The organism is Nocardia sp. bgisy134 (genome assembly GCF_057708325.1).
On sequence record NZ_JBYIRW010000005.1, the window covers coordinates 91,872 to 116,699 of the forward strand.

Here is a 24,828-nt window from a genome sequence, read left to right on the forward strand (position 1 = left end):
GAACCGTAACGGAACCAATCGGTACTGAATGCTGACGGTACTGACTGGTTCCGTTTTCGTCAAGTAGATCGGTACCGATCAGTTCCGTTCTGCTACGGTGGACGTATGGCAACCCAGGCCAGGCAGCGTCTGCTCACCACCGCCGAAGAACTCTTCTATGCCGAGGGCGTCCGCGCCGTCGGCGTCGACCGCCTGCTCCAGGAATCCGGCGTCGGCCGTGCCTCCTTCTACCGCCACTTCGCGAGCAAGGACGACCTGGTCGTCGCCGTGCTCGAAGACCGCGACCGCCGCTGGCTGGACTGGCTGCGCGAGTCCGTCGAAGCACGCGCCGCCACGCCCGAAGACGCCCCACTCGCCGTCTTCGACGCCCTCGCGGAACGCTTCGCCCGCAAAGACTTCCGCGGCTGCGCGTTCATCAACACGATGATCGAGGTGGCCGACCGCGACTCCGCCGCGCACCGAGTGGCGGATCGGCACAAGCGCCGGGTCATCGAGTACCTCGGCGAATTGCTCACGGCGGCAGGGCGGGCCGATGCCGAGGAACTGGCCGGCGAGTTCGCGCTGCTGGTGGATGGTGCGATCGTCACCGCGGTCCGGGAGGGGACGTCGGATGCGGCTCGCCGTGCGGGGGTGATCGCGGGTCGGTTGTTGAACTGAGCTGTGGCCCTTTTCGCGAGGGCGCGCAACCAGTTCGGCACCGCAAACCAGTCGGCGCGGCTGCTGCCACATTTCGCCGGTGCCGCCGTCATCGAGGACGCGATACGGAAGGCGGGCGAGCGCGGGCACCTGCACCGCTACGCCTTCGGCGGCGCGATCTTCTACCGCGTCGGCGACGTCATCGACCGGCGCACTCAGACCCCGGGTACCTCCCGAACCGCAGAAGTGAAGGGTTGCACCGCGAGACCCCGATACGTGCGATTCTGCTGTCTCCCAGCACTTTTCAGCGACATATCCCACACCCCACGAAGCGCGCTCGTCGGACGAGGCGGCTATTGTCAACAACCGGTAATACAAAGGGGCACGAGGGGGGTGCGCACGTGGCGTGGCTACATCGGCGCGGACGGGCAACTGGTAAGCAACCGATCCGGCGGCGGACGATCGCCGCGGTCGCTGTCTTGCTCCTGGCGGGCGCGACCTGGATCACCGGCCCGGCTGCCGCGGTGCCTGCGCCGAGCGGGCCGCACCCGGTGGCCCGCACCGAAGCCGCCCTCACCGCGGGCGCGCGCACGATCCCGCTGTCGATCTGGTATCCGACCACCACCAAGCCCGGAGCCGCTCCCTACATCCCGGCGAGCTCCCTGGCCGCCGCCGCGCAGATGGCCTCCAAGGCGGCGCTGTGGCTGCACACACCCGCCGCCGCGCCCGCGATGTCCGCGACGGTCCTTCCGATCTCCGTCGACGCGCCGGTCGCCGAGGGCGGGCTGCTGCCGGTGGTGATCTGGTCGCCTGCCCTCGGCACGCCGCGCTGGATCGCCTCCGGCCTGTTGATGGAGCTGGCCTCGCGCGGGTATGTCGTGGTCGCGATCGACCACACCGGGGAGTCCCCGGCCGTGGAGGTCGGCGGACGCGTGCAGGTCGGAAACCCGCCGGACGCAGCCGATCACGCGTTCATGCAAGCCGCGCTCGACATGCGCATCCGCGACACCCGCCTCGTCCTCTCCCAGTTGCACACGCTGCCGGTCGTCGGCGCACGCGGCGACCTCGACCGGATGGCGATGGCGGGCCACAGCTACGGCGGACAGACCGCGATGGCGACCATGGCGGTCGAACCGCGGATCCGCACCAGCCTCGTCCTCGACGGCCCCGCTGTGTGGGATGGGGTCGAAGCAGCCCCGGACACCGACCGGCCGGTGCTGCTGCTGGCCATGGGCGCGATGGTCCACGCCTCATGGACGGCCACCGACGCGTCGATCGTCACCCTCGAAGGCGCCGGGCACTACACCGGCACCGACATGCCGACCTTCGGCTGCGCCACCGACCTCTGCGGCACCATCGACCCGAATCGCGGCGCGGCGATCACCAGCGCGGTCATGGCCGCCTGGCTCTCGGGGCACCTGCTCGGCGTCGACGCCGCGATGCCCGAGGACCCTGCCTTGCGGTGGCGCGCAGGCTAGCCCGGCCGTCCGCGCGTGAACGGCAGGTACACCCAAGTGCCGACGTCCGCAACGCCCCTCACCGCACATGCCCGACCGAAAGGAATCCGGGGCAAGCCGACCACGGCCGCCCCGGAGACCCGGTCACCCCACCTGCGCCCCATGCAAATTCCGCGCCGTAGGCGAAGTAGCCACCTCAGCCGGGTCCGGATACGTACCGAAGATCCGGTCCGCGGTCCCCGAACTGGTCACGGTGAACCAGAAATGCTCGTTCTTGTAATGGTGATGCCGGTGATTGCGCCAAACCGCCTTGTACAACGCCCTTTTCGGCTTGTAGTCGGTATGGATCAGGTAGTGCGTCCACTCGTAGCCCAGCCCCAGCACCGTGATGGTGAGCAGGAACGTCAGCCCCAGGCCGAGGCGCGGGAAAGCCAGGGCGGTGATCGCGAGCAGGGCGACGATGACCACCACCAGCGAACGGGTCGGAATGAAGATCAGCGGGATGTTGCGCGGATCCACGTGGTGCTGGCGGTGTTTGCGGGCCAGCTCGCTGTCCAGGGAGATCGGGCCCACGCGCTTCGGCCGCCAGTGCAGCACCATGACGTGCACGACCCACTCGAACGCGGGGAACACCGCGAGCATCGCCAGCGGCAGCACCGCGTCGCTGATCTGCCAGTCGCCCACCAGGATTCGCGCGATCAGGGCCAGCGCCAGTGCCGTGCCGATCATCCACGGCGAGGGGTGGCGAACGAATTCGCGGAAGGCATCGCCGAGCGTCAGGCCGCGGCGCAGTTGGGTTTTGGACATCGTTGTCACCTCGGGTGTTGCGTGATCAATGCCCGCCGAGGGCCTCGATCAGGGCGGTGGTCGCCGGTTCGAGCAGGGCCCGAGCCTTGTCGGCGGCCTTCTTCGGCCGACCCGCCACGATGGCGGCGGCCAGTTCGCGGTAGCCATCGGCATTGCCCACCTCGGCGGACATGACGGGGGCCAGCGCCGCGAGCGCGGGTTCGTAGGCGGCACGCAGCATGTTGAACATCAGGCGGAACACGATCGAGTCGGCCGCGTCGACCACGTGATCCCAGAACTCCAGCGCGTGCCGTTGCAGCGCGATCGGATCGGTTTCGGCGGTCAGCGCCGTCACGCTGCGCTCGAGATGGGCGCGCACCAGGTCCCGATCGGCGGCGCCGTCCGCCGCTGCCTTCGGTGCGCCTGTCGCGGCCATCCGCGCGGCCGCTAGCTCGGCCACCTTCGGCCCGTTGTGCATGCGGACTTCGAGGATGCTGCGCGCGACGGCGGGTTCGAGCATGCCCTCCCGCACCAGCAGCCGGGGCAGCACCTCCAGACCGGCGCCGCGCCGATAGTCGAGCACTGTGGTGGCGTCGCCCTGGCGCACCGCCACGAGTCCCGCCGCCGCCAGGCGTTGCAGCGCCTCGCGCACCGCGGGCCGCGAGACCCCGAGCGCTTCGGCCAGCTGACGTTCGCTCGGCAGCGTCGAGCCGGGCGCGAGTTCACCGCTGAGCACGTCCGCGGCGATCTGTTCGAACACCTCCGCCGACACCGACCTTTTGACAACAGGTTGCAACGCCATGCGTCTACTCTGCGCCCTGATGGTCAGCTGGTCAAGTGGTCAGACCAATTCGTGCCAAACCGATGCCGACGGCGACCGATCGCCGAGCGCACCGACGCACCCTTCGACGAACCCGTGGCAGACTGGAACCCGGGAGGGAGAAAGCATGGCAGAACAGCGAAGGCGGGCTTACGCACTACTGATCCGGGCGGGCAGAGTGCTACTGCTGCACCGAGTTTCGAACACCGCCGAGCCCGACATCTGGGAAATCCCCGGCGGCGCCGTCGCCCCGGACGAGACCTGGGCGCAGACCGTCCGCCGCGAGGTCTCCGCGGAAACCGGTCTCGACGTCCTCGTCGCCGACGAGCTGACGCGCTTCGTCGACGACGACGTCCACACCATCACGTTCGGCTGCTTCGAGAACGAGATCCGCCCGGAACTCGAACTCCGAGCGCACGACGATTTCGAATGGATGACCTACGCCGAAGCCACCCGCGTCCCACTACCCTGGCACGTCCGCGAGACCCTCGCGCACGCCGACGCCCTCGGCCTGCTCACCTGAGCTCGCCACACATCCACCACACGCGGCACACAGGCGGTGACGCTGTGCGGCGTCCACACCGTGTGTGGGAGCGGAGCTGACTAGCTCGGGTCGGAGCCGCGGATGGCGGCGAGCCAGGTGGTGGTGGCGGCGGCGACGCAGAGCGCGCCGGTGAAGGTGAGGAGGGCGCCGCCGTCGATGTAGATCCAGAGCAGAGCGGCGAAGGGGGCCGCGATGGCGGATTGGGCGTCGAACAACAGGCGGCGGGTCAGGCGGGTGGCGGTCGCGGCGAGCAGGGGTGCGTCGGGGTCGGGTCGGGTCGGGTTGTCGACGAGGCGGCCGGGCGGCTCGGTGTCGCGCGCCCGGCCCGACGGGTAGAGGCGCAGGTCCGCGGTGCGGATGATGCGTCCGCCCCGCGCCTCGGTCTCCGTCATGGTCAGCAGCGCCGGATCGAAGTACACCGGCAGCCAGCGGCGCGAACCACCCGAGTCGGTGACCTCCAACCAGGACCTGCTCACCAACCGGTGCTGCTGCCGAATCCGAGCGACCCGAAAGGCTCCCGAATCCGGCAGTCCACAAGGCAGCATGCCGAAGGCCATCGAAAGCCGAATCCCGGTGTAGCCCAGGATCGCCAGTGCCACCGTCGTCAGCGCCGCCAACTGGTCCACGGTGGCGAACGGCGCCCACGCGGCACAGACCGCGAGGGCGCCGAGCGTCACGCCGATCGGATAGGCCACCGGATGGCCTCCGAAACTCACTTCAGGAAGCCGACTTTGGTGTAGTCCGGCGTGGCGAGGCCGAACGCGCCGTAGTTGGCGAGGTTGTCGCGCACCGCGTAGGTGCCCGAAGCCTGGTTCAGCGGAATCGAATAGCCCTCGACGAAGATCATCTGATCGCTCTGGTTGGCTAGCTCGATCGCCTTGTCGGGGTCCAGCTCCGCGATGGTCTTGTCGATCAGGGCGTTGAGCTCCGGCGACCCGATGCGGGCCTTGTTGCCCATCAGGTTGTTCGGGTCGTAGTAGTAGATCTGCTGCAGCGCACCGAGCGGCAGCGCGCTGCCTTGCCAGCTGAACTGGGCGATGTCGAAGTTGCCCGGATCGATGACGTCCTTGAACAGGCCGGTGCCCGGCACGGTCTGGATGGTCAGCTTCACGCCGACGGCGGCCAGGTTCTGCTGCACGATCTGCGCGGTCTGCACCCAGGCGTCCTGCTGGTACATCACGTCGCGGATCTCCAGCCTCCGGCCGTCCTTCTCGCGCACGTCGCCGTTGAGCTTCCAGCCGAGCTGATCCAGCATCCGCGCCGCCTCGGCGGGGTCGTAGGAGATCGGCGCGGCGTTGTCCTGGTAGCCCTTCTGGCCGGCCATGAAAATGTGGTTGTTCAGCGGCTTCGGGTTGTCCACCACGCCGTTCTGCGACGCGGTGACGATGCCCTGCCGGTCGATGGCCTTGGAAATGGCGATCCGCAGCTGCGGGTCCTCCAGCAGCGAGCCGGGCGCGCCGTTGAAGGTCAGGTGCGACCAGGCCGGTTCCGGCGCGCGCCGGATGACGACGTTCGCCGCGTTGCGCGCCGCCGTCACGTTCTCGATGCCCGACATGTAGGCGATGTCGAGCTCGTTGTTCTGGATCGCGGGCAGCCATGCGCTGTGGTCGAGCACGCTGAAAGTGATGGTGTCCAGCTTGGGGGTGTCGCCCCACCACTTCGGATTGCGGCTCAGGGTGATGCGCTGCTGCGCACGGTCGATGTTCGTGATCACGAACGGGCCCGCGCTCAGCGTCAGACCGTCCCGGTTCGCGGTGTTGAACGCTTCGGGAGACCCGGTGACCGACTTCGGGTAGAGCGGGCTGAACTGGCCGCGCCATTCGCCGTAGGGCTGGTCGAACGTGACGATCGCCTGCCGGTCGTCCGCGCCGCGCTCGACCTTCGCCACCCGGTCGAAGCCGCTGAGCCCCGCGATCAGGTACGCGTTGTCCTTACCGCTGAGCGCGTTGGCCTGGGAGCGCAGGTCCTCCCAGGTGATGGGGCTGCCGTCGGACCACACGGCTTTCGGGTTGATGGTGTAGGTGACCTGCTGCGGGCTGGTGTTGGTGAGCTGCACATCGGTGAAGAAGTTGTGGTCCACCGAGAGCTCGCCCGCCGCGTTGCTGACGAACGGCGCGGGCATGGTCGGGCCCGCCACCAGCCCGCCGCTCTCGGTATTGCCGTCCACCTGGAGCACGTTGAAGTTCTCCGGGAACGAACTCAGCACCAGGCGTAGATTCCCGCCTTCGCGCAACTGGCTCGGGTCCACCGGATTGATGTCGTTGGTGCTGCCGATCGTGCTGGTGCCGGGCGTGATGCTCCCGCTGTCCGAACAACCGGTCAGGATCAGGCCGAGCGCGGCGAGTGGCGCCGCCAATCGGGTGGTCAAGGAGCGTGTCCGCATAGAGCTGGTCCTTCCACATCTGTCGACGCCTGATCGGTGTCGCCGCGTCATGTCGCCGCGGCATCACATCACTTCACGAAGCCGACTTTAGTTGCGTCGAAGGAGGCCAGCCCGAACGCGCCGTAATTGGCCAGGTTCTCGCGCACCGCGACGGTGCCCGCCGACTGCACGATCGGCACCGAGTGGCCGATGTCGAAGATCATCTTGTCGGCGCGGTTGGCCAGCTCGATGGCCTTGTTCGGGTCGAGCTCGGAGATCGTCTCCTCGATCAGCGCGTTCAGTTCGGGGCTGCCGATGCGACCCTTGTTGCTCAGCCGGTTGTTCGGGTCGTAGGCGTAGATCTGCGGCAGCGCGCCGAGCGGGAGGATGCCGCCGGACCAGGTGAACTGGCAGATCTCGAAGTTGCCCGGATCGATCACGTCGGTGAAAAGGCCGTTGCCCGGGTAGGTTTGGATGATCATCTTCACGCCCACCTTGGCCAGGTTCTGCTGGGCGATCTGCGCCATCTGAATCCACGTGTCCTGCTGGTACATCACATTGCGCAGTTCCAGCTTGCGGCCGTTCTTCTCGCGGACGTCGCCGTTGAGCTTCCAGCCCAGTTCGTCGAGCATCCGCGCGGCGCCCTCGGGGTCGTAGGCGACGGCGGCGGCGTTGTCCTGGTAGCCCTTCTGGCCGTTGAGGTAGACGTGGTTGTTCAGCGGCTTCGGGTCGTCGACGATGCCGTTCTGCGTCGCGGTGGCGATGCCCTGCCGGTCGATGGCCTTGGAGATGGCGATCCGCAGCTGCGGGTCCTCCAGCAGCGAGCCCGGCGCACCGTTGAAGGTGAAGTGCGAGAACCGCGGCGCGGCGGCGCGACGCACCTTGATGCCCGGCGAGTTGGTCGCGGTCTTCACCTCGTCGATGCCGGATACGGAGGCGTAGTCGAGCTCGTTGTTCTGCAGCGCGGAGATGCGCGCGGAGTAGTCGAGCACGCTGAAGGTGATGGTGTCGAGCTTCGGGGTGTCACCCCACCACTTCGGGTTGCGCTTCAGCACGATGCGCTGCTGAGCGCGGTCGATCGAGTCGATCAGGAACGGACCGGACGAGATCGGCAGGCTGTTGCGCGCCCAGTTCTCGAACGACTCCGGCGATCCGGTCGACACCGTCGGGTACAGCGGGTTGAACAGGCCCTGCCATTCGGCGTAGTGCTGCCCGAAGGTGACGATCGCCTGCCGGTCGTCGACGCCACGCTCGACCTTGTCGACCCGGCTGTAGCCCTGGGTCGCGCGCACCTGGTACGCCGTGTTCCGCCCGCTCAGCGCGTTCGCCTGGGAGCGCAGGTCCTCCCAGGTGATCGGGCTGCCGTCGGACCAGACGGCTTTGGGGTTGATGGTGTAGGTGATCTGCTGCGGATTGGTGTTGGTGAGCTCGATGCGGGTGAAGTAGTTGGCATCGGTCGTGAGCTCACCCGCCGCGTCGGAACTCACCGTGCCGGGCAGCGTCCACTCGACGACGTCCCCGACGTCGCCCGAGGCGTCCACGTGCGAGGAGTTGAAGGTCTCCGGGAAGCTGGTCAGCGCCAGGCGCAGATTGCCGCCGTCGCGCAACTCGCCGGGATCGCGGGGATTGATGTCGTTGCTGGTGCCGATCGAGCTCGAGCCGGACTGCACGGAGGCGTCCGCGCCACAGCCCGCCAGCAGCAGCGCGACGGCCAGCGCGGGCGCGGCGACCCCGAGGCCGAGCCGACGACGAGAAGAGAGGGCTGCGGTCATTTCACGAATCCGATCTTGGTGTAGTCGTAGGACGCCAGGCCGGGAGAGCCGAAGTTGGCCACTTCGGCGCGTACGCCCCAGCTGCCGTCCGACTGGGTGAGCGGCAGCGAGTGCCCCTCTTCGAACACTTTGCGGTCCACCTCGTTGGCCAGCTCGAAGGCCTTCGCGGGATCCAGCTCGCGCAGGGTGCGCTCGATGAGCGCGTTCAGTTCCGGCGAGCCGATGCGGCCGAAGTTGCCCTGCAAGTCGTTGGGGTCGTAGTAGTAGATCTGCCGAATGCTGCTGAGCGGGAAGGCGTCGCCCTGGAACACGAACTGGGCGGCGTCGAAATCACCCGGCTGGATGACGTCGGTGAAGTAGCCCGCGCCCGGTTTGGTGTCGATGACGAGCCCGACGCCGATCTGCGCCAGATTCTGCTGGATGATCTGCGCGATCTGCACCCACAGCGCGTCGTTGTACATCACATCGCGGATGATCAGCTTGCGGCCGTCCTTCTCGCGGACGTCGCCGTTGAGCTTCCAGCCGAGCGCGTCGAGTTCGCGCGCCGCCGCGGCGGGATCGAACGGCAGGCTGTTGTCCTGATAGCCACGCTGTCCTTGCAGGTAGACGTGGTTGTTGAGCGGCTTCGGGTTCTCCACCAGGCCGTTCTGGATGGCAGTGGCGATGCCCTGGCGATCGATCGCCTTCGAAATGGCTACGCGCACCGCGGGATCGGCGAGGATCGAGCCGGGCGCGCCGTTGAAGGTGATGTGCCGCCAGCGGTTGCCCGGCGCCCTGCGGACCTCGAGGCCGCCGGTGCCCCGCACGTTCTTCACGTCGTCGATGGAATTGAGCACCACCGCGTCGATCTCGTTGTTCTGCAGCGCGGCGACCCAGGCGCTGCGATCGAGCACCGAGTAGGTGATGGTGTCCAGCTTGGGACGCTCGCCCCACCAGTTGGGGTTGCGGCCCAAGATGATCCGGCCCTGCCCACGGTCGGTGGACTGCACCTGGAAGGGCCCCGCCGACGGTCCCATCGCATCGGCCAGGCTGTGGTTGAACGCATCGGGATCCTGCGTCACCGATTTCGGGAACAGCGCGGCGTTGCCCGCGAACTGGCCGCGCCATTCGGCGTAGGGGTGGTTGAACGTGAGGACGGCCTGGCGGTCGTCGACGCCGCGCTCGACCTTCTCCACGAACTCGAAACCGTTGGTGATGGCGATCAGGAACCGCTTGTCCTTGCCGCTCAGCGCGTTCGCCTGGAAACGGATGTCCTCCCAGGTGATCGGGGCGCCGTCGGACCAGACGGCCTTCGGGTTGATGGTGTAGGTGACCTGTTGCGGATCGGTGCCGGTCAGCGCGACGTCGGTGAAATAGTCGTGGTTGATCGACAGTTCGCCCGCGGCATCGGTGTCGAACGCGCGCGGCATCATCGGGCGCTCGATATCGGCGATGTCGGCCTCGTTCCCGTCGTTGGACAGGGTGTTCCAGTTCGCCGGATACGCGGTGGTCGCCAGCCGGAGGTTGCCTCCCTCGCGGACCTCCTCGCGGGGTGTGGGATTGATGTCGCTGGTGGTGCCCAGCGCGTCGGACAGGCCTGCGGCCGAGTCGTCGTCGCCCGCGCCGCACCCGGCGGCGATCAGCCCGACCGCCACCGCGCCCGCGACCCAGCGCATTCCCCTCGAACGGATCCGCATGCTGCCCTCCTGACTATCCGCCGACCACCGGCATGGGTACCGCGTCGATCAGCCTGCGGGTGTACTCGTGCGAAGGGCTGGCGAAAATCTGCTCGGCCGGGCCGGATTCGACGATCTTGCCTCGGTACATCACCGCGATGTGATGGGCCAGGTTGCGCACCACCGACAGATCGTGCGAGACGAACAGATACGACAGCCCGCGCTCGGTCTGTAGATCGCGCAGCAGGTTCAGCACACCGGCCTGGATGGAGACGTCCAGCGAGGACACCGGCTCGTCGAGCACGAGCAGTTCGGGGTCCAGTGCGAGGGCGCGCGCGATGCTGATGCGCTGCTTCTGGCCGCCCGAGAAATCCGCCGGGTAGCGGTCGGCGTGTTCGGGACGCAGGCCGACCTGCTCGAGCAGTTCCGGCACGCGGCGGGCGATCTCGGCGCGCGAGCGGCCGTCGATGCGCAGCGGTTGGGCCAGCGCGTCGAAGATCGGCAGGCGCGGGTCCAGCGATGCGGTCGGATCCTGGAAGACGATCTGCATCGTGCGCCGGATCTCGCGCCGCTCGGCCTTGGTCAGGGTGGACACGTCGCGGCCCATGATCTCGATGGTGCCCGACTGCGGCTGCACCAGGTCGAGAATCTGGGTGAGCGTGGTGGATTTTCCGGAACCCGACTCGCCGACCAGCGCCAGCGTTCGTCCGGCGAGCACCTCGAAGCTGATGCCGTCGACCGCGCGCACCTCGCCCTTGCGGCGCTGGAACACCACGCCCGAGGTGATCGGGAAGGTCTTGACCAGGTCGGTGACCCGAAGCACCACGCCCTTGCCGGTCTCGGACTCGGCCTTCGGCTCCTCGATCTCGGAACGGTAGGCCTCGAACAGCCCGTCCGTGCCGACCTCTCCGGTACGGATGCAGGCGGCGGCGTGGCCGGGTTCGGTCCTCTCCAGCGGCGGCTCGGCGGCGCGGCACTGCTCGATCGAGATCGGGCAGCGCGGCGCGAACGAGCAGCCCGGCGGCAGCGCGTGCATGGCGGGCGGCGCGCCGACGATCGGGATGAGCGGCCTGCGCGCGGGACCGTCCATGCGCGGGATCGAGCCGAGCAGCCCGACCGTATACGGCATCCGCGGCGCGTTGAACAGTTCGCTCGCCGTCGCGGTTTCGACGATGCGACCCGCGTACATCACCGCGACCCGGTCGGCCAGCGTCGCGGCGATACCCATGTCGTGGGTGATCATGATGACGCCCGCGCCGGTGATGTCGCGCGCCTTGCGCAGCAGATTCAGGATCTGCTTCTGCACGGTGACGTCCAGCGCGGTGGTCGGCTCGTCGCAGATGATCAGCGCCGGATCGTTGGCGATGGCCATCGCGATCACCACGCGCTGGCGCATACCGCCGGAGAACTCGTGCGGGAAAGCCTTGGCGCGCGTCTTCGCGTCATCGATGCCGACCAGTTCCAGCAGCTCGACCGCCTTCTCGGCGGCTTCCTTCCTGCTATGCGCGCCGTGCGCGAGCAGCGCCTCGGCGATCTGATCGCCTACCCGGTACACCGGGGTCAGCGCGGAGAGCGGGTCCTGGAACACCATGCTGATCGAGCTGCCGCGCAATCGCGACATCTCCCGATCGCCCAAGCCGAGCAGCTCCCGCCCGCGCAGCCGGATGGACCCGTTGACCCGGGCCTGCTCGGGCAGCAAACCCATCACCGCCAGCGACGACACCGACTTGCCCGAACCCGATTCGCCGACGATGGCGAGCACCTCGCCGTCGGCGACGCTGTAGGTCACCCCGCGCACGGCGTCGATGCGGCCCTCCTCGCTGGGGAAGGAGACCCGCAGATCGGCGACTTCCAAGAGGGGCGCGGTGGAATTGGCGGTCATGCGTCAGCCTTCTTTGCCTTCTTGCGCGCCCGAGCCCGCTTGGCGCTCGGGTCGAACGCGTCGCGCAAGCCGTCACCGACCAGGTTCGCGCACAGCACGGTGGTGATCAGCAGGCCGCCGGAGAACAGGAACAGCCACGGGTAGGTCAGCGCGGACTTGGTGCCCGCCGCGATCAGCGAGCCGAGCGAGACATCGGGCGGCTGCACGCCGAAACCGAGGAAGCTCAGGCCGGTCTCGGCCATGATCGCCGCGCCGACGGTGAGCGTGGTGTCGATGATCAGGATCGACGCGATGTTGGGCACGATGTGGCTGACGATGACGGTCCGCGTCGGCGCGCCCATATACCGTGCGGCCTTGACGAATTCGCGATCACGCAGGCTCAGCGTCAGACCGCGCACGATGCGCGCGCTGATCATCCAGCCGAACACCGCGAGCAGCACGATCAGCAGCGCGATCGAACCGCTGCCCTTCGTGCGCGGTGCGAACAGCGCGATGATGATGAAGCTGGGCACCACGAGCAGCAGGTCGACGAACCACATGATGGCCCGGTCGGTCCAGCCGCCGAGCAGCCCGGCGAGCGCGCCCGTGGTCGCCGCGATGGTGGTCGAGATGAGCGCCACGCACAGGCCGATGATCAGCGATTTCTGCAAGCCACGCAGGGTCTGCGCGAGCACGTCCTGGCCGATCTGGGTGGTGCCGAAGGGATGGTCGGCGCTGGGCGGTTTCAGCAGCGCGGTGTAGTCCATCTGCTGGTAGTCGTACGGCAGGAAGGGCGGCAGCGCGAAACTCGCGACGAACAGCAGCACCAGCACCACGGCCCCGGCGATCGCGGGCTTGTTGCGCAGGAAACGCCGCAGCACCAGCTTGCGCCGCCCAGCCGCGGCGACTTCGGGCGCGCCTTGGACGATGATCTCGGCTTCGGTCATGCTGCTGCCCCCCTGACGGGATTCGCGGGGCCGATTCGATCAGTGGTCATCCCACACGCACCCTGGGGTCGAGAATCGCGTAGACGATGTCGGAGAGCAGGCCCGACACCAGCACGACGAGACCGGCGAACGCGGTCACCGTCACCACCACGTAGAGGTCTTGGGCGTTGATCGAATCGACCAGCCACTCGCCGACGCCATGCCAGCCGAAGATCTTCTCGGTGAACGTCGCGCCGGTGATCAGGCCGCCGAGGCTGTAGGCGAACAGCGTGGCCATCGGGATGAGCGCGGTGCGCAGTCCGTGCTTGTAGAGCGCCTTGTTCCTGGTCAGGCCCTTGGCGCGGGCGGTGCGGATGAAATCGCTCTGCAGCACGTCGAGCATCGCGTTGCGCTGGTAGCGGCTGTAGCCCGCCATGCCGCCGAGCGCGAGCGCCGCGGTCGGCAGCACCAGGTGCTGGAGCCGGTCGACCAGCTGCGGCCAGAACCCCTCGATGGCGCTGGCCGACGTCTCGCCGGTGTAGAGGAATATCTGCGAGCCGGTCGCCGAATTGATCTCCAGCGCCCCGTATTTCAGCAGCGTGGCCAGCAGGAATATCGGGGTACTGAGAATCAACAGCGAGACGACGGTCGTGAAGTAATCGCTGAATTTGTATTGCCTAATCGCGCCTGCCGCGCCGATCAGCACACCGAGCACCGTGCCGACGATCGAACCGACGATCAACAGCCGCAGGCTCACCGCGACCCGGCGCGGCAATTCCTCGCTCACCGGCTGGCCCGCAAGGGTGGTGCCGAAATCGCCGCTGGGGATGCCCTTCAGCCAGGTGATATAGCGCTCCGGAATCGGATCGTCGAGGTGCAATTCCTCGGCCTTGGCATCGATCACCGCCTGCGGCGGGCGGGGGTTGCGCTGTTCGAGACTGTCCAGCGGCCGAAATGTCAGCGACGCGAGGCTGAACGTCAGGAACGAAGCCAGCAGCAACAGCACGACATAATTGAGCGCGCGTCGTAGCAGGAAGCCGGTCATCAGTCCTCTGGTTCTCCGGCCGGCCGGGCCGGTGTTCGAGTGTTAGCCCCTGATCATAAGGACGACGCCGCGAACGCGCGTGCCACACATCTGCCCGGGCATGTCCAGCGGACCCGTACCGCTCGCGACCGCCCCGCGACGGTTTTCCGGCAGGATGGAAGAGGTGACGCGCCTGCACCTGCCCAAACCGAAGATGGTGGCCACCGATGTGGACGGCACCCTGATCGATCACGACGAACGAGTGACCGGCCGCACCAAGGCCGCGGTCGCCGCCCTGATCGCCGACGGGGTGCCGTTCGTGCTGGCCACGGGCAGGCCGCCGCGCTGGATCGAACCTGTGGTCGACGGCCTCGGCTTCGCGCCGCTGTGCGTCTGCGGCAACGGGGCGGTGATCTACGACAGCGCCGCGGACAAGGTGCTCGCGAGCCGGACGGTGGACGTCGAGACGCTGAGCTGGATCGCCGACCTGGCCGAGCGCGCGCTACCCGGCTGCGGTCTGGCCGCCGAACGCGTCGGCGCCAGCGCGCACGACGCCGCGACGCCGCAGTTCGTCAGCTCGCCCGAGTACGAGCACGCCTGGCTGAACCCCGACGACACGGCGGTCGCCCGGCACGAGGTGATCGATGCGCCCGCGATCAAGATGCTCATTCGGTTGCGCGGTGCGCTCAGCGGCGACATGCGTGCGGTGCTCGCACCGCTCATCGGCGATCGCGCCGACATCACCTACTCCACCGACCACGGTTTGATCGAGCTGTCCGCGCCCGGCGTCACCAAGGCGTCCGGGCTGGCCACCGTCGCGCAGCGGCTCGGGGTGCAGCACTCGGCGATCATCGCCTTCGGCGACATGCCCAACGACGTTCCGATGCTGGAAATGGCCGGGCACGGCGTCGCCATGGCCAACGCGCACCCGGAGGCGTTGGCCGCGGCCGACGAGGTGACCGCGACCAACGCCGACGACGGTGTCGCACAGGTGCTCGAACGCTGGTGGGTCTGAACGACTTTCAGCCGACCGGCGCTGGATCCGGAGCGACGTCGTCCGCCTGCGTCTCCTCCGAAGTCACCGGCTCGGTGGGAACGGCAGGCGCTGCGGCCGGTACGGGAGCCGGTCCGGGCGGAACCGGCGCGGCGACCGCGTCGCCCTGGTTACGGCGCGACTCCTGCTGGTAGATCTGGTTGTAGGTCCGCCAGACCGTCGTGACGATCCCCGTGATCTTGTTGAGGATCAGCGAGCCGTACTGGAAGTCCGACCTGAGGCCGTCCGGCACCAGGTAGGCGTCGGCGAGCGGCAGACCGAGCATGCCCAAGTCGGCGCCGAGCTGAAGGAAGCGCTCCAGGATCACGCCCGTCACCTCGATGACGCGGTTGTCGGGCGTCGTGTAGACGTAGCCGTTGGCGAACTTGGCGTACTGCTGGCCCTGCGCGGCGGGCATCGGCTCGGACATCGCCTGGCCCAGCGGACCGTCCGGACCGCCCTTGGCCGAGTAGTGCTTGGCGATGATGTTCTCGTCCACCAAGCTCAGCAGCCGTGCCGTCAGCGCGGCGAGCGTCGCCAGATCGGACTCGGTGCGCTCCGGCAGCTGCGGCAGCCGCGGATTCTGTTGCGGCGCGGGGCCGCCCGCCGCGCCCGCGGCGATATCGCGAATCCGGTCCATCAGGTCGTAGGCGGCGTCGCCGGGGCAGGTGGTGTTGCCGACGTCGCGGTGCGCGAACACGATCGGCAGGTCGACGGCCTCGCCTTGGGCGTACGGGGTGTATTCGGTGCCCTCGGAGTACATCGTGGTGTGGCCCTTGGGATCCAGGCCCGCGAGCCTGGTCCGCCAGCCGATGAACTTGCCGACGGCGGTCACCGCCTGGTCCGACGGCGACTCGGACTCGTGATTGCCCATCAAGGCCACGCCCGCGGTGTTCTCGTTGAACCCGCCCGCGTGTGCGCCCTGCACCGGGCGGTCCAGCCCGCCGTAGCGCCCCTCGAAGATCTGGCCGTACTTGTCGACGAGGGCGTTGTACCCGATGTCGCACCAGCCGAGGGTTTGGGCGTGATAGGTGTAGATCGCGCGGACGATGCCCGCCGATTCGGCCTTGCTGTAGTCGTTGCGGCCCGCCGTGTGGTGCACGGTGACGCCGCCGAGGCTGTCGTCGTAGGTGGGTTCGTCGCAGCGAATGGATTCGTCCGCGCCCCACTGCGATCGGGTGATCACGTGCGGTCCGCCGCCGGGCAGCGCGCCTGCGACGTCGGTGAGCGCGCCGTCGATCGCGCCGCGGCCGGGATCGATCAGGACCGCGGTGAGCGACGGCGGGGTGAACTGGGCCGGATCGCCGGTGTGCGGCGCGGCGGCGGGCACGGGTTGCAGCGGACCGGATGCCGGTGCGGTACTAGGAGTTTGCGGTTCCGTAGCAGTGGATTTGCGGGTGACCAGAATCTGGACCGCGTTGGTGTTCCCGACGTAGATCGGCTCGGTGCCTGCGGTGCCACCGGCCGGTGTGCGGTCGTCGCGCCGGGTGTCGATCGGTTCGGACTCGTACCAAGGGCCCCAGGTGCCGTCCGGTTGGCGGGCACGCACCATGGCGCGCGTGTCGGCGAGATCGCGCGCGGTGAGGGCGACGACGCTGAACGGCGTCTCCCGCGACAGCTCCTTGACCTGCGCGCCTACCTGGTCGAGGAGCTCGTGCGGGAGTGCGCCGGGGGCCAGTGCGGGCGTGTCGGGGGTGGTTCCCTCCGGCAGGGCCGCCGGGTCGGAGATGAAGCGAGCGGCTGGCTTGGGCACCGGGCTCGGCGTCGCGGGGGCGGGAATGGACTGGCCTGGGATGGGTTTGGGGACGGTTTGTACTGGCAGAGGATGCGCGGGGCCCGCGGCGGCGGGACCGGAGGCGGGTTGTCCGGGGATGGCCTGCATGGATTGGCCCGGTACCGCGGGGCTGGTGGTCGGCGCCGTGAAGCCGGGCGCGGCCTGGCCCGGGGCCAGCCGGGGGAGCGGGATCTCCTTCGGCAGCTGGACGCCCGGCGGCAGCGGCAGGCCATCCGGTATCGGGATGGAGCGCGGGATCGGCAGCGTCCGCAAGTCGGATAGTCGCAGGTCGGGGAGGTCGAGGCCGGTGAGTTCGCGCAGCGGGAGGGTGATCTCGGGAGTCTGCGCGAGCAGCACTTCGGCCAGACGCGCGGGCACCGCGGCCAGCTCGGTCTCGTTGGCCGAGCGGTAGTCGGTCGAATCGCCCTGCATGAGTGTCGCGAGCGGAGCCGCTACCGCAAGCGTGGTCACCATGGGGAGCACGTACGAACGTTTCGGTTTGCGGTACGGCACGAGCATCTCCAATCAGGTCGAACCGGTGATCAGGTGCGGAAATCAGGTTTGCTTCCTGATGCATCAACAATCACACTAGTTCACATCTGTCACATCTCTAAACCTTTTGTTGAGAGTTAGGATCACGTAATTGCTCGAATGTAGCTCTCGGAATGCGACCGGACGGAACGACATGCCGACAGGTATCCGACTGATCCGGTCCTGGAACCGTGGGAGATTCGAATGCGACGCAGCCAGCAGCACCGTCCGAGCGCGTGGGGGATCGAAAGAGCGCAGCACACCAGGCGCTTCAGAGTGCGGAACAGAATGCGGCCCGCCCCGATATCGGCGCGGCCCGTGCTTGTCACCGGATGCGCCGCCGTCCTGGCGGGCACTGCCGTCGCGCTCTGGGGCTGGCCGGGCGACACGCCCATCCGGCCGCTTGCCGGCCACGGCCGGGGCATGAGCCAGGTCGGCGCCTTCGACAGCGCCCAGCAGGGTTGGCTCGCCGAACGCATACTCGAGCACTACTACCCGGGCGCGACACTCGGGACCAGCCCGCCGACCAACCTGGCCGTGCGGCTCGTGGAACAGGACGGTTCCACCCTCGACGCCTACGCCGAAGCCGGATTCCGGGTGGCGGGCCGGGAAGTGGCGGCGGGCCAGGTCGCTCACCTCACTCCGCTGCCGGACGGCGGCGCGAACGTGGTCGTCACCGTCGGATGCGACGGCGAAGTCCTCTGGCAGACAGTCACTTCCGATCCGTGGATCTATCCCCTCGACCCCAAGCCGAACCGGCCCGCGTCCGAACATCTCACCTTGTGCGGCGGAACCGCCTACCGCGGCTCGCTCGGCCTCGCCACCGAGAACGGGGAGCCGCGCACGATCAACCGCGTCGACGTGGAGGACTACCTGCTCGGCGTCGTTCCGGCCGAAGTCCAGGCGAACTGGGTCGACAAGGGCGCGGGTGAGGCGCTGCGCGCGCAGGCCATCGCGGCCCGGTCGTATGTGCTCGCCGAGCGCAGGTATCCGTACGCGCAGACTTGCGACACCACCGACTGCCAGGTGTATCCCGGGACGGTGAAGGAAGATCCGCGCACCGCCGCGACCATCGCGTCCACCGCGGGCACCGTGCTGCTGCGCGACGGTCGCATCCTGCGTTCGGAGTATTCCTCCGCGCCGGACGGCGGCGAACCCGCCGACATCTACGCCTTCGACGTGGGCCCCACGCCCGCCGAACTCTCGGTGGGTCGTCCGCCGACGGACCCGCGGCCGGATCCGCGCACACGTGCCGCGACCACGCAGTCGCCGATCGACCTCGAATATCAGCGCCGCGGCGGCGAGGCGGGCTCGCTGGGCGCGCCGCTCGGGCCGGAGATGCTGCTGCCGCAGCGGGCGGGCACCTACCGGATGTTCACCAACGGCGTCATCATCGTCACGCCGACGCTCGGTGCGCAGGTGGTGGACTTCACGACGCTGTTGCAGCTCGTACCCGATCCGGGCGGCGTGGGGGCCGCGCCGACGGGTTCGCCGGAGCGGCCTGGTGGGACGCCGGGGTCGAACTCCGCGCCGGCTTCGGGGGCTGCGGTGCCCTCGGGTCGGGAGGTTCTGCCCGGCGGACACGCGCTGCCCGGTGTAGGGGCGTCTGTGGGTGGCGGTGTGCAGCCCGGTGAGCGGGTTGCGCCCGGTGCGGGTGCGTCTGTGGGTGGCGGTGTGCAGCCCGGTGGACAGGTTGCGCCCGGTGCGGCGGCGTCTGTGGGTGGCGGTGTGCAGCCCGGTGAGCGGGTTGCGCCCGGTGCGGGGGCGTCGGGCGGTGGCGGAGCGCTGCCCGGTGCCGCGGCGTCGGCGGGTACCGCGGCGGGAAGCGGCCCGGCGACCGGTGCGCCTGCGCCGTCGGGTGTGCCGCATGAGCAGGCGCCGAACCCGGGGTTCGCCATACCGTCGCTCGAGGAGGTGTTCGGGCGCCGCTGATCGGCGGAGCGCCGCAAGGGTTTCCGGCTCGTGTGCTGTCAGTCCAGTTTGGTGTCGCCCAACGATTCGGCCAGTCGGCGCAGCAGGGCGCTCAGTTCTTCGCGGTCCTCGGCGCCGAGGGCCTCGAGCAGGCGCTGTTCGTTGGCGACGTGCAGCGGCAGTAGCTCGTCGACGAGGTTCCTGCCCTCGGCGGTGAGGCGGACGCGGATGGAGCGTCGGTCCTCGGCGCTCGGCACCCTTTCGACCAGGCCTTTGGCCGCCAATCGGTCGATGCGGTTGGTGATGGCGCCGGAGGTGACCATCGCGGCCCGGTTCAGCGCGCCCGCGGTGAGCCCTTTCGCGCCGCCGGAGCGGCGCAGGGTCGCGAGCACGTCGAACTCCCAGAACTCCAGGCCGTGTCCGGCGAAGAAGCGCTTCAGGTCCTGCTCGAGCACCCGGGACAAGCGGGTGATCCGGCCGATGACGTGCATCGGCGAGACGTCCACGTCCGGACGCTCGCGGCGCCAGTGCTCCGTGATCAGGTCGACGGCGTCGCCCATCGCGGACTCCTCTCTGTTCTAAGAATCTCAACATTCATCTACTTGACGATGAGACACCGCTTGGAGTAGATATTTCAACGTTGAGATTATCAATGAGGAGCGACCGACATGTCCATCACCACCGCGGCACGGAACCCCTACGCGGGCACCCTCGCGCTCACCGCCCTCACGCCGATCGTGTGGGGGTCCACCTACGCCGTCACCACCGAGTTCCTGCCGCCGGACCGGCCGCTGTTCACCGCGCTGATGCGCGCGCTGCCCGCCGGGCTCGTGCTGCTCGCGCTCACTCGCACGTTGCCGAAAGGTCTGTGGATCGGCCGCGCCGCGGCGCTCGGTGTGCTCAATATCGGCGCGTTCTTCCCGCTGCTGTTCCTCGCCGCTTACCGGCTGCCCGGCGGCGTCGCGGGCGTCCTCGGCGCGGTCGCGCCGATGTTCGCGCTGCTCTTCGCCGCCGGAGTGCTGAACGAAAGGCCCACCGGCCGTAAGGTTCTCGCCGGAGTGATCGGCGTGTTCGGCGTCTCGCTCGTGGTGCTACGGGCCACCGCTCAGCTCGACACCGTCGGCGTGTTCGCCGGACTGGCGGGCGCGGGATCGATGGCGCTCGGCACGGTGCTGACGAAGAAGTGGGGGCGACCCGACGGCGTCGGCCCGCTGGCCATGACGGGCTGGCAGCTCACCGCGGGCGGCCTGTTCATCCTCCCGCTCGCCGCGCTGATCGAGGGCGCACCGCCCGCGCTGGATGCCCAAGCCGTCGGCGGCTACCTCTACCTGGGCGTGATCGGCACCGCGCTGGCCTACTGGTTGTGGTTCCGCGGTATCGCGAAGGTGCCCGCCACGTCGGTCGCGTTCCTCGGACTGCTCAGCCCGGTGTCGGCGGCGGTCATCGGCTGGGTCGCCTTGGGGCAGGCGCTGACTCCGTTGCAGGTGCTCGGCATGGTGATCGCGCTGGGCGGCACGTTGCTCGGGCAGACCACCGCGCGGCCGAAGGTCGGCGAAGTCGAGAAGGTCGATGAGGCCGAAGCGGTCGGCGGGGGCGCCGAGCTCGAAAATAGGGAGCGGCCCACGGATGCGGCGCGCATGCTGGTGGGGGCGGGGGCGAAGAACCAGCGCAAAAGCGGGTTGACCTTGACGTAGCGTCAACTTGCAGACTGGGTTCACCGACGAGAAAAGGAAGGAGCGCCCGGTCGTGACCGCGGGCACCCGGACCGGTGAATGGTCCATCCAGGATCTGGCGAAGGCGGCCGGTACCACCAGCCGCACGCTGCGCCACTACGGGCAGCTCGGGCTGTTGCCGCCCAGCCGGATCGGCGCCAACGGGTACCGCTACTACGACCAGGACTCCCTCGTGCGGCTGCAACGCATCCTGCTGCTGCGGGAACTCGGCCTCGGCCTCCCGGTCATCGCCGACGTACTCGCGGGCGAACAGGACACCGCCGCCGCACTGCGTACGCACCTGGACCTGCTTCGGCAGGAACAGGATCGGATCCGACGCCAGATCGACTCGGTGCACACCACGCTGCAAAAGACGGAAAGAGGTGAAAAACTCATGGCAGCAGAGGTTTTCGACGGGTTCGACCACACGCAATACAAGGACGAGGTCATCGAACGCTGGGGCAAGGAAGCCTACGACAGCAGTGACCGCTGGTGGCGTTCGCTCAGCGATCAGCAGAAGCAGGACTTCCAGCAGACCCAGCTGGACATCGCCGCCGACTTCGGTCGCGCGCACGCCGCCGGGCTTCCGGTGGACAGCGACGAGGTCCAAGCCATCACCGCCCGGCACCGCGCCTGGATCGGCGACGGCTGGGGTGGCAAGCCGGTGACGGCCGACGCCTTCATCGGAATCGGCCAGTTGTACGTCGACGACCCGCGATTCGCAGTCAACTACGACGTGCACGCCGCGGGCACCGCCGCGTTCGTGCGCGACGCGATGAAGGTCTACGCGGAGGCCAACCTGCGGTAGGCGTACCTTCGCCTCCGCTCCCGCCGGGCACGAGCTCGCCGACGAACTCTGCCCGGCGGCGTGCACCGACCAGGTGTAAAGCCAGCGCCCGCACGCGGATTCGCGTGCGGGCGCTTTCGCGTGCATGATCATGGGTTCGCTCGAAGCGGGAGGAATGGCGCGTGCACGAGCAGGAAGCCGGTCGGAAGAGTCGACGGCCGGGCGGATCATCATGATCGGGGTGGCTGCGCTGCTCGCGCTGGCCGGTTTCGTGGCCGCGGGTTTCGGTCCGGGGAGCGGTCAACGGGACGCGCTGATTCGCGGGTTCTTCCAGGTCGCGATCCTGACTCTGGCTTCTCTCGACGCGACACGGGAGTGGATCGCGGCGGGCGGGGCGCCGCGCTGACCGATCGGCGCGCGCGGGGCAATCCGTGCGCATAATTTATGGGTTCGACCGATCGACTCGGAGGGACGTACACGCATGCTCTACAGCCAGGAGAGTTCGGGCACTCGGCAGGCTGAGCCCGGGACGCTCGCGACCGCGGTCGCGCTGTTCGCCGCGATCGGCGCGGCGGCGAACCTGGTCGGGCTGCTCGTACTCGCCTTCGGCTTCTTCGGCGACCCGGGGCACTACGACAACTCGCTCGCGGTCTCGACCGCACTCGGCGCGCTGCTGCTGGCCTTCGCGCTCGGCTACGGCGCGGTTCTGATCATCCGCGGCGACGAGGACGGGCGCTTCACGGTGCTCGTCGCCGCGGGCGTGTGGACGGTCGTCGGCATCGCGGGACTGATCGCCGCGCTGTTCGGCTACGAATCCGAGTACGGCATCCACTGGGCCGAGCAAGGCGGTGTCGCGGTGGACATCGCCACGTCGACCGCGGGCCTGGTCGGCACCGTGACGGCGATGGTGCACGGCGAGTGGCTGGCGAATCTCACGGGTCTCGCGCTGCCAGTGACCATTTCGGTCCTCGCCGCGCTGTCGGCGCGTCGCTCTGATTGAGCTTGCCCCACGGTCTTTCTGCGGCAGTGGATATACCACCCGCAGCGTCGATTTCGGTGATCGTGACTGCGGGGTCGCGGCGCGTGGTCGTGACGTGAGGCGACAACCGCCCAACGTCGCGGCGGTGTTCGGTGGGCTGAATTGCGGTCGAGCATCCCAGCGTTGGAGCGGTAGAGTTCACGGCTGAGAGGGCGTCGCAAGCCTTCGGGGAGGGGAAGCCCAATGAACTATCCGTACGGCCCACCGGGGTACGGCTTTCCGCCGCCCGCGCCCAGCGGCGGCACCGCGATCACGGCCGGGGTGCTGTCGACGCTCGTCGGCCTGCTCGGCATGGTCGGCGTGGCCATCGGCCTCGTCGAGGCGCTCGATGCGAGCAACGACGTGGAGCCCGCCGCGTTCATCGGCATCGGTGTCGGCGCGCTGGTGGCGCTGCTCTGGCTGCTCGGTGCGCTGCTGCTGTTCATGCGGCAGACGGCGGGGCGCGTCATCGTCATCGGGATGTCCTCGATCGCCCTGCTCGGCGCGCTCGTGCTGGTCGCCCTCGGCGGCATCGCGGGCGGACTGCCACTCGTCCTGTCCGCCACCATCTTCGGCCTCGCCGTCGCCAGCCCCACGGGCCGATGGATCGCCGCCCGCCGCCAACCGGCCTACCCGCCCGCGTATCCGCCCTACGGCCACCCGCCGTACCCGTACTACTGAGCGCGAACCGGATTCGGTCATCGAGCGATTCCCGAGTGGATCGCCGGACGATCGAACGACGCGGGTTCCGGATTACCCAATGACGGCCCGCGGGATACGTAGGCTTTGCGGTGCCGATTCCGTCGGCCGGGAGTCGGTCACCGTCGATCCTCGAGAGGAGCCGCGTCATGCCGCAGTTGAGCTCGTACGAACCAGGGGTACCTTGCTGGGTCGATCTCGCCACGACCGACCTGGAAGCCGCCAAAGCCTTCTACGGAGACTTGTTCGGCTGGCACGCACAAACCTCGCCGGATCCGCAGTACGGCGGCTACACCATGTTCACGCTGGAGGGCGCCGAAGGCCACGAGGTCTCCGCCGCGATGCCGACATCGGCGGAGGCGCAGCCGCCCGCGTGGAACAGCTACGTCAGCGTCACCGACGCCGACGCTACCGCCAAAGCTGTGCAATCCGCGGGTGGGCAGGTCGTCATGGAGCCCACGGACATCCCAGATCAGGGCCGGATGGCTGTCTTCGCCGACCCGCTCGGCGCGATGATCAGTGTCTGGCAGCCGCGCGCGTTCCAAGGCGCGGGGTACGTGAACGAACCGAACACCTACTGCTGGAGTGAACTCAACTGCCGCGATATCTCTGCCGCCAAGTCCTTTTACGGCGAGGTGTTCGGTTGGGAGGGCGAGACAAGCGAGTTCGGCGATACCACCTACACCGAATGGAAGGTCGGTGGCCGGTCCATCGCGGGCATGGTCGAGATGAACGAGCAGTGGCCCGCCGAAGTACCGCCGCATTGGATGGTCTATTTCGCGGTGTCCGATTGCGACGCGTCCGCGAACCGAACATCCCAGCTGGGCGGGACGGTCTCGGTTCCCCCGACCGACATCCCGGTCGGACGCTTCGCAGTGCTGGGAGACCCACAGGGCGCGTACTTTTCGATCATCCGCTTGAACGGCTGAGCCACTGAAACGGCGCGCCACCGTGCACGGTCGACTTCAACCCGACCGCCGATGCGAGGATGGCCGCGTGGTTTCGCAATCACTCGCTACCGGATTGCGGTAGCGAGTGATTCTGCCGACGGAGGAGGAGCCCGCTACTTCCGAAGTGCCCGCATCAGTTGGGCTTCGGTGATCGGGGGGACCGGGAGGGGGTGTGCGGCGGGGGCGTCGGCACCGCGCGCTGCTCCCCGCGATGCTCGAGCGCGGCGAAGGCACGCTGCTGTTCTCCTCGGGCTCCTCCGAACACCACCTGCTGCCCTACCTGGCCAACTTCGGCGTCGCCCTCGCCGCGCAGCGCACCTACATCCGTCAGCTGCACGCCGAGCTGCGCGGCACCGGCGTCTACGTCGGCCTGCTCAACATCGGCGCGCTGATCGGCGACAGCAAGGCCGAACGTCTCCTCGCGGAAAACCCCGAGCTCGCGCCGCCCGGCGTCGAAATCCCGCGCATGACCAACGCCGAACTGGGCGAACACTACTGGCGCATGTACACCGAGCGCACCCACGACGAACTCGATGTCGGCTTCCCGTCCTGATCTTGCAGTCCTTCGCT

General features: G+C 68.5%; 23 protein-coding genes. 12 read left to right on the plus strand and 11 right to left on the minus strand.

Annotated features, from left to right (window positions below; translation table 11 throughout):
* Positions 1 to 105: 105 nt before the first annotated feature.
* Together AC3ERS_RS11305 and AC3ERS_RS11310 are read left to right on the plus strand one after the other, a co-directional pair.
* Positions 106 to 657 carry a TetR/AcrR family transcriptional regulator gene (locus tag AC3ERS_RS11305; protein WP_431966347.1) on the plus strand — a complete coding sequence of 184 codons (552 nt, stop codon included), beginning with the start codon at positions 106 to 108 and terminating at the stop codon, positions 655 to 657.
* 380 nt (positions 658 to 1,037) lie between these two features.
* Positions 1,038 to 2,114: an alpha/beta hydrolase family protein gene (locus AC3ERS_RS11310; protein WP_431966349.1), complete on the plus strand. Its 1,077-nt coding sequence runs from the start codon at positions 1,038 to 1,040 to the stop codon at positions 2,112 to 2,114.
* Between the two features lie 123 nt (positions 2,115 to 2,237).
* Here AC3ERS_RS11310 and AC3ERS_RS11315 read toward each other — a convergent pair whose 3' ends face one another.
* The gene (locus AC3ERS_RS11315; RefSeq protein WP_431966351.1) at positions 2,238 to 2,900 is read right to left on the minus strand and encodes a sterol desaturase family protein; all 663 of its coding nucleotides are present in this window, start codon (positions 2,898 to 2,900) and stop codon (positions 2,238 to 2,240) included.
* A gap of 25 nt (positions 2,901 to 2,925) precedes the next feature.
* A complete protein-coding gene (locus AC3ERS_RS11320) occupies positions 2,926 to 3,681 on the minus strand; it encodes a FadR/GntR family transcriptional regulator (protein ID WP_431966353.1) in 756 nt (251 codons plus the stop codon).
* 145 nt (positions 3,682 to 3,826) lie between these two features.
* Here AC3ERS_RS11320 and AC3ERS_RS11325 point away from each other — a divergent pair, with 145 nt between their 5' ends.
* Positions 3,827 to 4,222 carry an NUDIX domain-containing protein gene (locus AC3ERS_RS11325; protein WP_431966355.1) on the plus strand — a complete coding sequence of 132 codons (396 nt, stop codon included), beginning with the start codon at positions 3,827 to 3,829 and terminating at the stop codon, positions 4,220 to 4,222.
* Positions 4,223 to 4,302: 80 nt separating this feature from the next.
* On the opposite strand, the gene AC3ERS_RS11330 is transcribed toward AC3ERS_RS11325, so the two are convergent.
* The 7 genes from AC3ERS_RS11330 to AC3ERS_RS11360 all read right to left on the minus strand — a co-directional run bounded on the left by AC3ERS_RS11330 (position 4,303) and on the right by AC3ERS_RS11360 (position 13,864).
* On the minus strand, positions 4,303 to 4,959 hold the full coding sequence (locus AC3ERS_RS11330) for a hypothetical protein (RefSeq protein ID WP_431966357.1): 657 nt from the start codon (positions 4,957 to 4,959) through the stop codon (positions 4,303 to 4,305).
* Positions 4,956 to 6,626: an ABC transporter family substrate-binding protein gene (locus AC3ERS_RS11335; RefSeq protein WP_431966359.1), complete on the minus strand. Its 1,671-nt coding sequence runs from the start codon at positions 6,624 to 6,626 to the stop codon at positions 4,956 to 4,958. The genes AC3ERS_RS11330 and AC3ERS_RS11335 overlap by 4 nt, the downstream gene beginning before the upstream one ends.
* A 68-nt stretch (positions 6,627 to 6,694) precedes the next feature.
* Positions 6,695 to 8,377 carry an ABC transporter family substrate-binding protein gene (locus AC3ERS_RS11340; RefSeq protein ID WP_431966361.1) on the minus strand — a complete coding sequence of 561 codons (1,683 nt, stop codon included), beginning with the start codon at positions 8,375 to 8,377 and terminating at the stop codon, positions 6,695 to 6,697.
* The gene (locus AC3ERS_RS11345; protein ID WP_431966363.1) at positions 8,374 to 10,053 is read right to left on the minus strand and encodes an ABC transporter family substrate-binding protein; all 1,680 of its coding nucleotides are present in this window, start codon (positions 10,051 to 10,053) and stop codon (positions 8,374 to 8,376) included. The genes AC3ERS_RS11340 and AC3ERS_RS11345 overlap by 4 nt, the downstream gene beginning before the upstream one ends.
* Positions 10,054 to 10,066: 13 nt before the next feature.
* The gene (locus tag AC3ERS_RS11350) at positions 10,067 to 11,914 is read right to left on the minus strand and encodes an ABC transporter ATP-binding protein (RefSeq protein ID WP_431966365.1); all 1,848 of its coding nucleotides are present in this window, start codon (positions 11,912 to 11,914) and stop codon (positions 10,067 to 10,069) included.
* On the minus strand, positions 11,911 to 12,840 hold the full coding sequence (locus tag AC3ERS_RS11355) for an ABC transporter permease (RefSeq protein WP_431966367.1): 930 nt from the start codon (positions 12,838 to 12,840) through the stop codon (positions 11,911 to 11,913). The genes AC3ERS_RS11350 and AC3ERS_RS11355 overlap by 4 nt, the downstream gene beginning before the upstream one ends.
* Positions 12,841 to 12,886: 46 nt before the next feature.
* Entirely contained in the window at positions 12,887 to 13,864 is a 978-nt protein-coding gene (locus AC3ERS_RS11360; RefSeq protein ID WP_431966369.1) for an ABC transporter permease, read from the minus strand.
* A 154-nt stretch (positions 13,865 to 14,018) separates the two neighbouring features.
* Between AC3ERS_RS11360 and AC3ERS_RS11365 the strand changes: the two genes are divergently transcribed.
* The gene (locus tag AC3ERS_RS11365; protein WP_431966371.1) at positions 14,019 to 14,858 is read left to right on the plus strand and encodes an HAD family hydrolase; all 840 of its coding nucleotides are present in this window, start codon (positions 14,019 to 14,021) and stop codon (positions 14,856 to 14,858) included.
* Positions 14,859 to 14,865: 7 nt separating this feature from the next.
* Here the strand turns inward: AC3ERS_RS11365 and AC3ERS_RS11370 are convergent, their stop codons facing one another.
* The gene (locus tag AC3ERS_RS11370) at positions 14,866 to 17,124 is read right to left on the minus strand and encodes an N-acetylmuramoyl-L-alanine amidase (RefSeq protein ID WP_431966373.1); all 2,259 of its coding nucleotides are present in this window, start codon (positions 17,122 to 17,124) and stop codon (positions 14,866 to 14,868) included.
* A 375-nt stretch (positions 17,125 to 17,499) separates the two neighbouring features.
* On the opposite strand from AC3ERS_RS11370, the gene AC3ERS_RS11375 reads away from it, so the two are divergent.
* Positions 17,500 to 19,113: a SpoIID/LytB domain-containing protein gene (locus tag AC3ERS_RS11375; RefSeq protein WP_431966375.1), complete on the plus strand. Its 1,614-nt coding sequence runs from the start codon at positions 17,500 to 17,502 to the stop codon at positions 19,111 to 19,113.
* A 38-nt stretch (positions 19,114 to 19,151) separates the two neighbouring features.
* On the opposite strand, the gene AC3ERS_RS11380 is transcribed toward AC3ERS_RS11375, so the two are convergent.
* Positions 19,152 to 19,652, minus strand: a complete 501-nt coding sequence (locus tag AC3ERS_RS11380; RefSeq protein WP_431966377.1) for a MarR family winged helix-turn-helix transcriptional regulator — start codon at positions 19,650 to 19,652, stop codon at positions 19,152 to 19,154.
* 108 nt (positions 19,653 to 19,760) lie between these two features.
* Between AC3ERS_RS11380 and AC3ERS_RS11385 the strand changes: the two genes are divergently transcribed.
* The 7 genes from AC3ERS_RS11385 (at position 19,761) to AC3ERS_RS11415 (ending at position 24,811) form a co-directional block, all read left to right on the plus strand.
* Positions 19,761 to 20,786, plus strand: coding sequence for an EamA family transporter (locus AC3ERS_RS11385; protein ID WP_431966379.1), 1,026 nt, complete (start codon positions 19,761 to 19,763; stop codon positions 20,784 to 20,786).
* A 52-nt stretch (positions 20,787 to 20,838) separates the two neighbouring features.
* Complete coding sequence (locus AC3ERS_RS11390; protein WP_431966381.1) at positions 20,839 to 21,612, plus strand: MerR family transcriptional regulator; 774 nt, start codon at positions 20,839 to 20,841, stop codon at positions 21,610 to 21,612.
* Between the two features lie 211 nt (positions 21,613 to 21,823).
* Positions 21,824 to 21,997, plus strand: a complete 174-nt coding sequence (locus AC3ERS_RS11395; RefSeq protein WP_431966383.1) for a hypothetical protein — start codon at positions 21,824 to 21,826, stop codon at positions 21,995 to 21,997.
* A gap of 75 nt (positions 21,998 to 22,072) precedes the next feature.
* The gene (locus AC3ERS_RS11400) at positions 22,073 to 22,591 is read left to right on the plus strand and encodes a hypothetical protein (RefSeq protein WP_431966385.1); all 519 of its coding nucleotides are present in this window, start codon (positions 22,073 to 22,075) and stop codon (positions 22,589 to 22,591) included.
* Positions 22,592 to 22,813: 222 nt separating this feature from the next.
* Entirely contained in the window at positions 22,814 to 23,290 is a 477-nt protein-coding gene (locus AC3ERS_RS11405) for a hypothetical protein (protein ID WP_431966387.1), read from the plus strand.
* Positions 23,291 to 23,457: 167 nt separating this feature from the next.
* On the plus strand, positions 23,458 to 24,237 hold the full coding sequence (locus AC3ERS_RS11410; protein WP_431966389.1) for a VOC family protein: 780 nt from the start codon (positions 23,458 to 23,460) through the stop codon (positions 24,235 to 24,237).
* A 193-nt stretch (positions 24,238 to 24,430) separates the two neighbouring features.
* A complete protein-coding gene (locus AC3ERS_RS11415; protein WP_431966391.1) occupies positions 24,431 to 24,811 on the plus strand; it encodes an SDR family oxidoreductase in 381 nt (126 codons plus the stop codon).
* The last annotated feature ends 17 nt before the right edge of the window (positions 24,812 to 24,828 follow it).

Excerpts from the sequence above, each read along its gene's own strand:
- AC3ERS_RS11340 (WP_431966361.1), bottom strand. The coding sequence starts at position 8,377 with ATGACCGCAGCCCTCTCTTCTCGTCGTCGGCTCGGCCTCGGGGTCGCC.
- AC3ERS_RS11370 (WP_431966373.1), bottom strand. The coding sequence starts at position 17,124 with ATGGTGACCACGCTTGCGGTAGCGGCTCCGCTCGCGACACTCATGCAG.
- AC3ERS_RS11405 (WP_431966387.1), top strand. The coding sequence starts at position 22,814 with ATGAACTATCCGTACGGCCCACCGGGGTACGGCTTTCCGCCGCCCGCG.
- AC3ERS_RS11325 (WP_431966355.1), top strand. The coding sequence starts at position 3,827 with ATGGCAGAACAGCGAAGGCGGGCTTACGCACTACTGATCCGGGCGGGC.
- AC3ERS_RS11365 (WP_431966371.1), top strand. The coding sequence starts at position 14,019 with ATGGAAGAGGTGACGCGCCTGCACCTGCCCAAACCGAAGATGGTGGCC.
- AC3ERS_RS11360 (WP_431966369.1), bottom strand. The coding sequence starts at position 13,864 with ATGACCGGCTTCCTGCTACGACGCGCGCTCAATTATGTCGTGCTGTTG.
- AC3ERS_RS11410 (WP_431966389.1), top strand. The coding sequence starts at position 23,458 with ATGCCGCAGTTGAGCTCGTACGAACCAGGGGTACCTTGCTGGGTCGAT.
- AC3ERS_RS11355 (WP_431966367.1), bottom strand. The coding sequence starts at position 12,840 with ATGACCGAAGCCGAGATCATCGTCCAAGGCGCGCCCGAAGTCGCCGCG.
- AC3ERS_RS11335 (WP_431966359.1), bottom strand. The coding sequence starts at position 6,626 with ATGCGGACACGCTCCTTGACCACCCGATTGGCGGCGCCACTCGCCGCG.
- AC3ERS_RS11350 (WP_431966365.1), bottom strand. The coding sequence starts at position 11,914 with ATGACCGCCAATTCCACCGCGCCCCTCTTGGAAGTCGCCGATCTGCGG.
- AC3ERS_RS11320 (WP_431966353.1), bottom strand. The coding sequence starts at position 3,681 with ATGGCGTTGCAACCTGTTGTCAAAAGGTCGGTGTCGGCGGAGGTGTTC.
- AC3ERS_RS11345 (WP_431966363.1), bottom strand. The coding sequence starts at position 10,053 with ATGCGGATCCGTTCGAGGGGAATGCGCTGGGTCGCGGGCGCGGTGGCG.
- AC3ERS_RS11400 (WP_431966385.1), top strand. The coding sequence starts at position 22,073 with ATGCTCTACAGCCAGGAGAGTTCGGGCACTCGGCAGGCTGAGCCCGGG.
- AC3ERS_RS11380 (WP_431966377.1), bottom strand. The coding sequence starts at position 19,652 with ATGGGCGACGCCGTCGACCTGATCACGGAGCACTGGCGCCGCGAGCGT.
- AC3ERS_RS11395 (WP_431966383.1), top strand. The coding sequence starts at position 21,824 with ATGATCGGGGTGGCTGCGCTGCTCGCGCTGGCCGGTTTCGTGGCCGCG.
- AC3ERS_RS11305 (WP_431966347.1), top strand. The coding sequence starts at position 106 with ATGGCAACCCAGGCCAGGCAGCGTCTGCTCACCACCGCCGAAGAACTC.
- AC3ERS_RS11315 (WP_431966351.1), bottom strand. The coding sequence starts at position 2,900 with ATGTCCAAAACCCAACTGCGCCGCGGCCTGACGCTCGGCGATGCCTTC.
- AC3ERS_RS11385 (WP_431966379.1), top strand. The coding sequence starts at position 19,761 with ATGTCCATCACCACCGCGGCACGGAACCCCTACGCGGGCACCCTCGCG.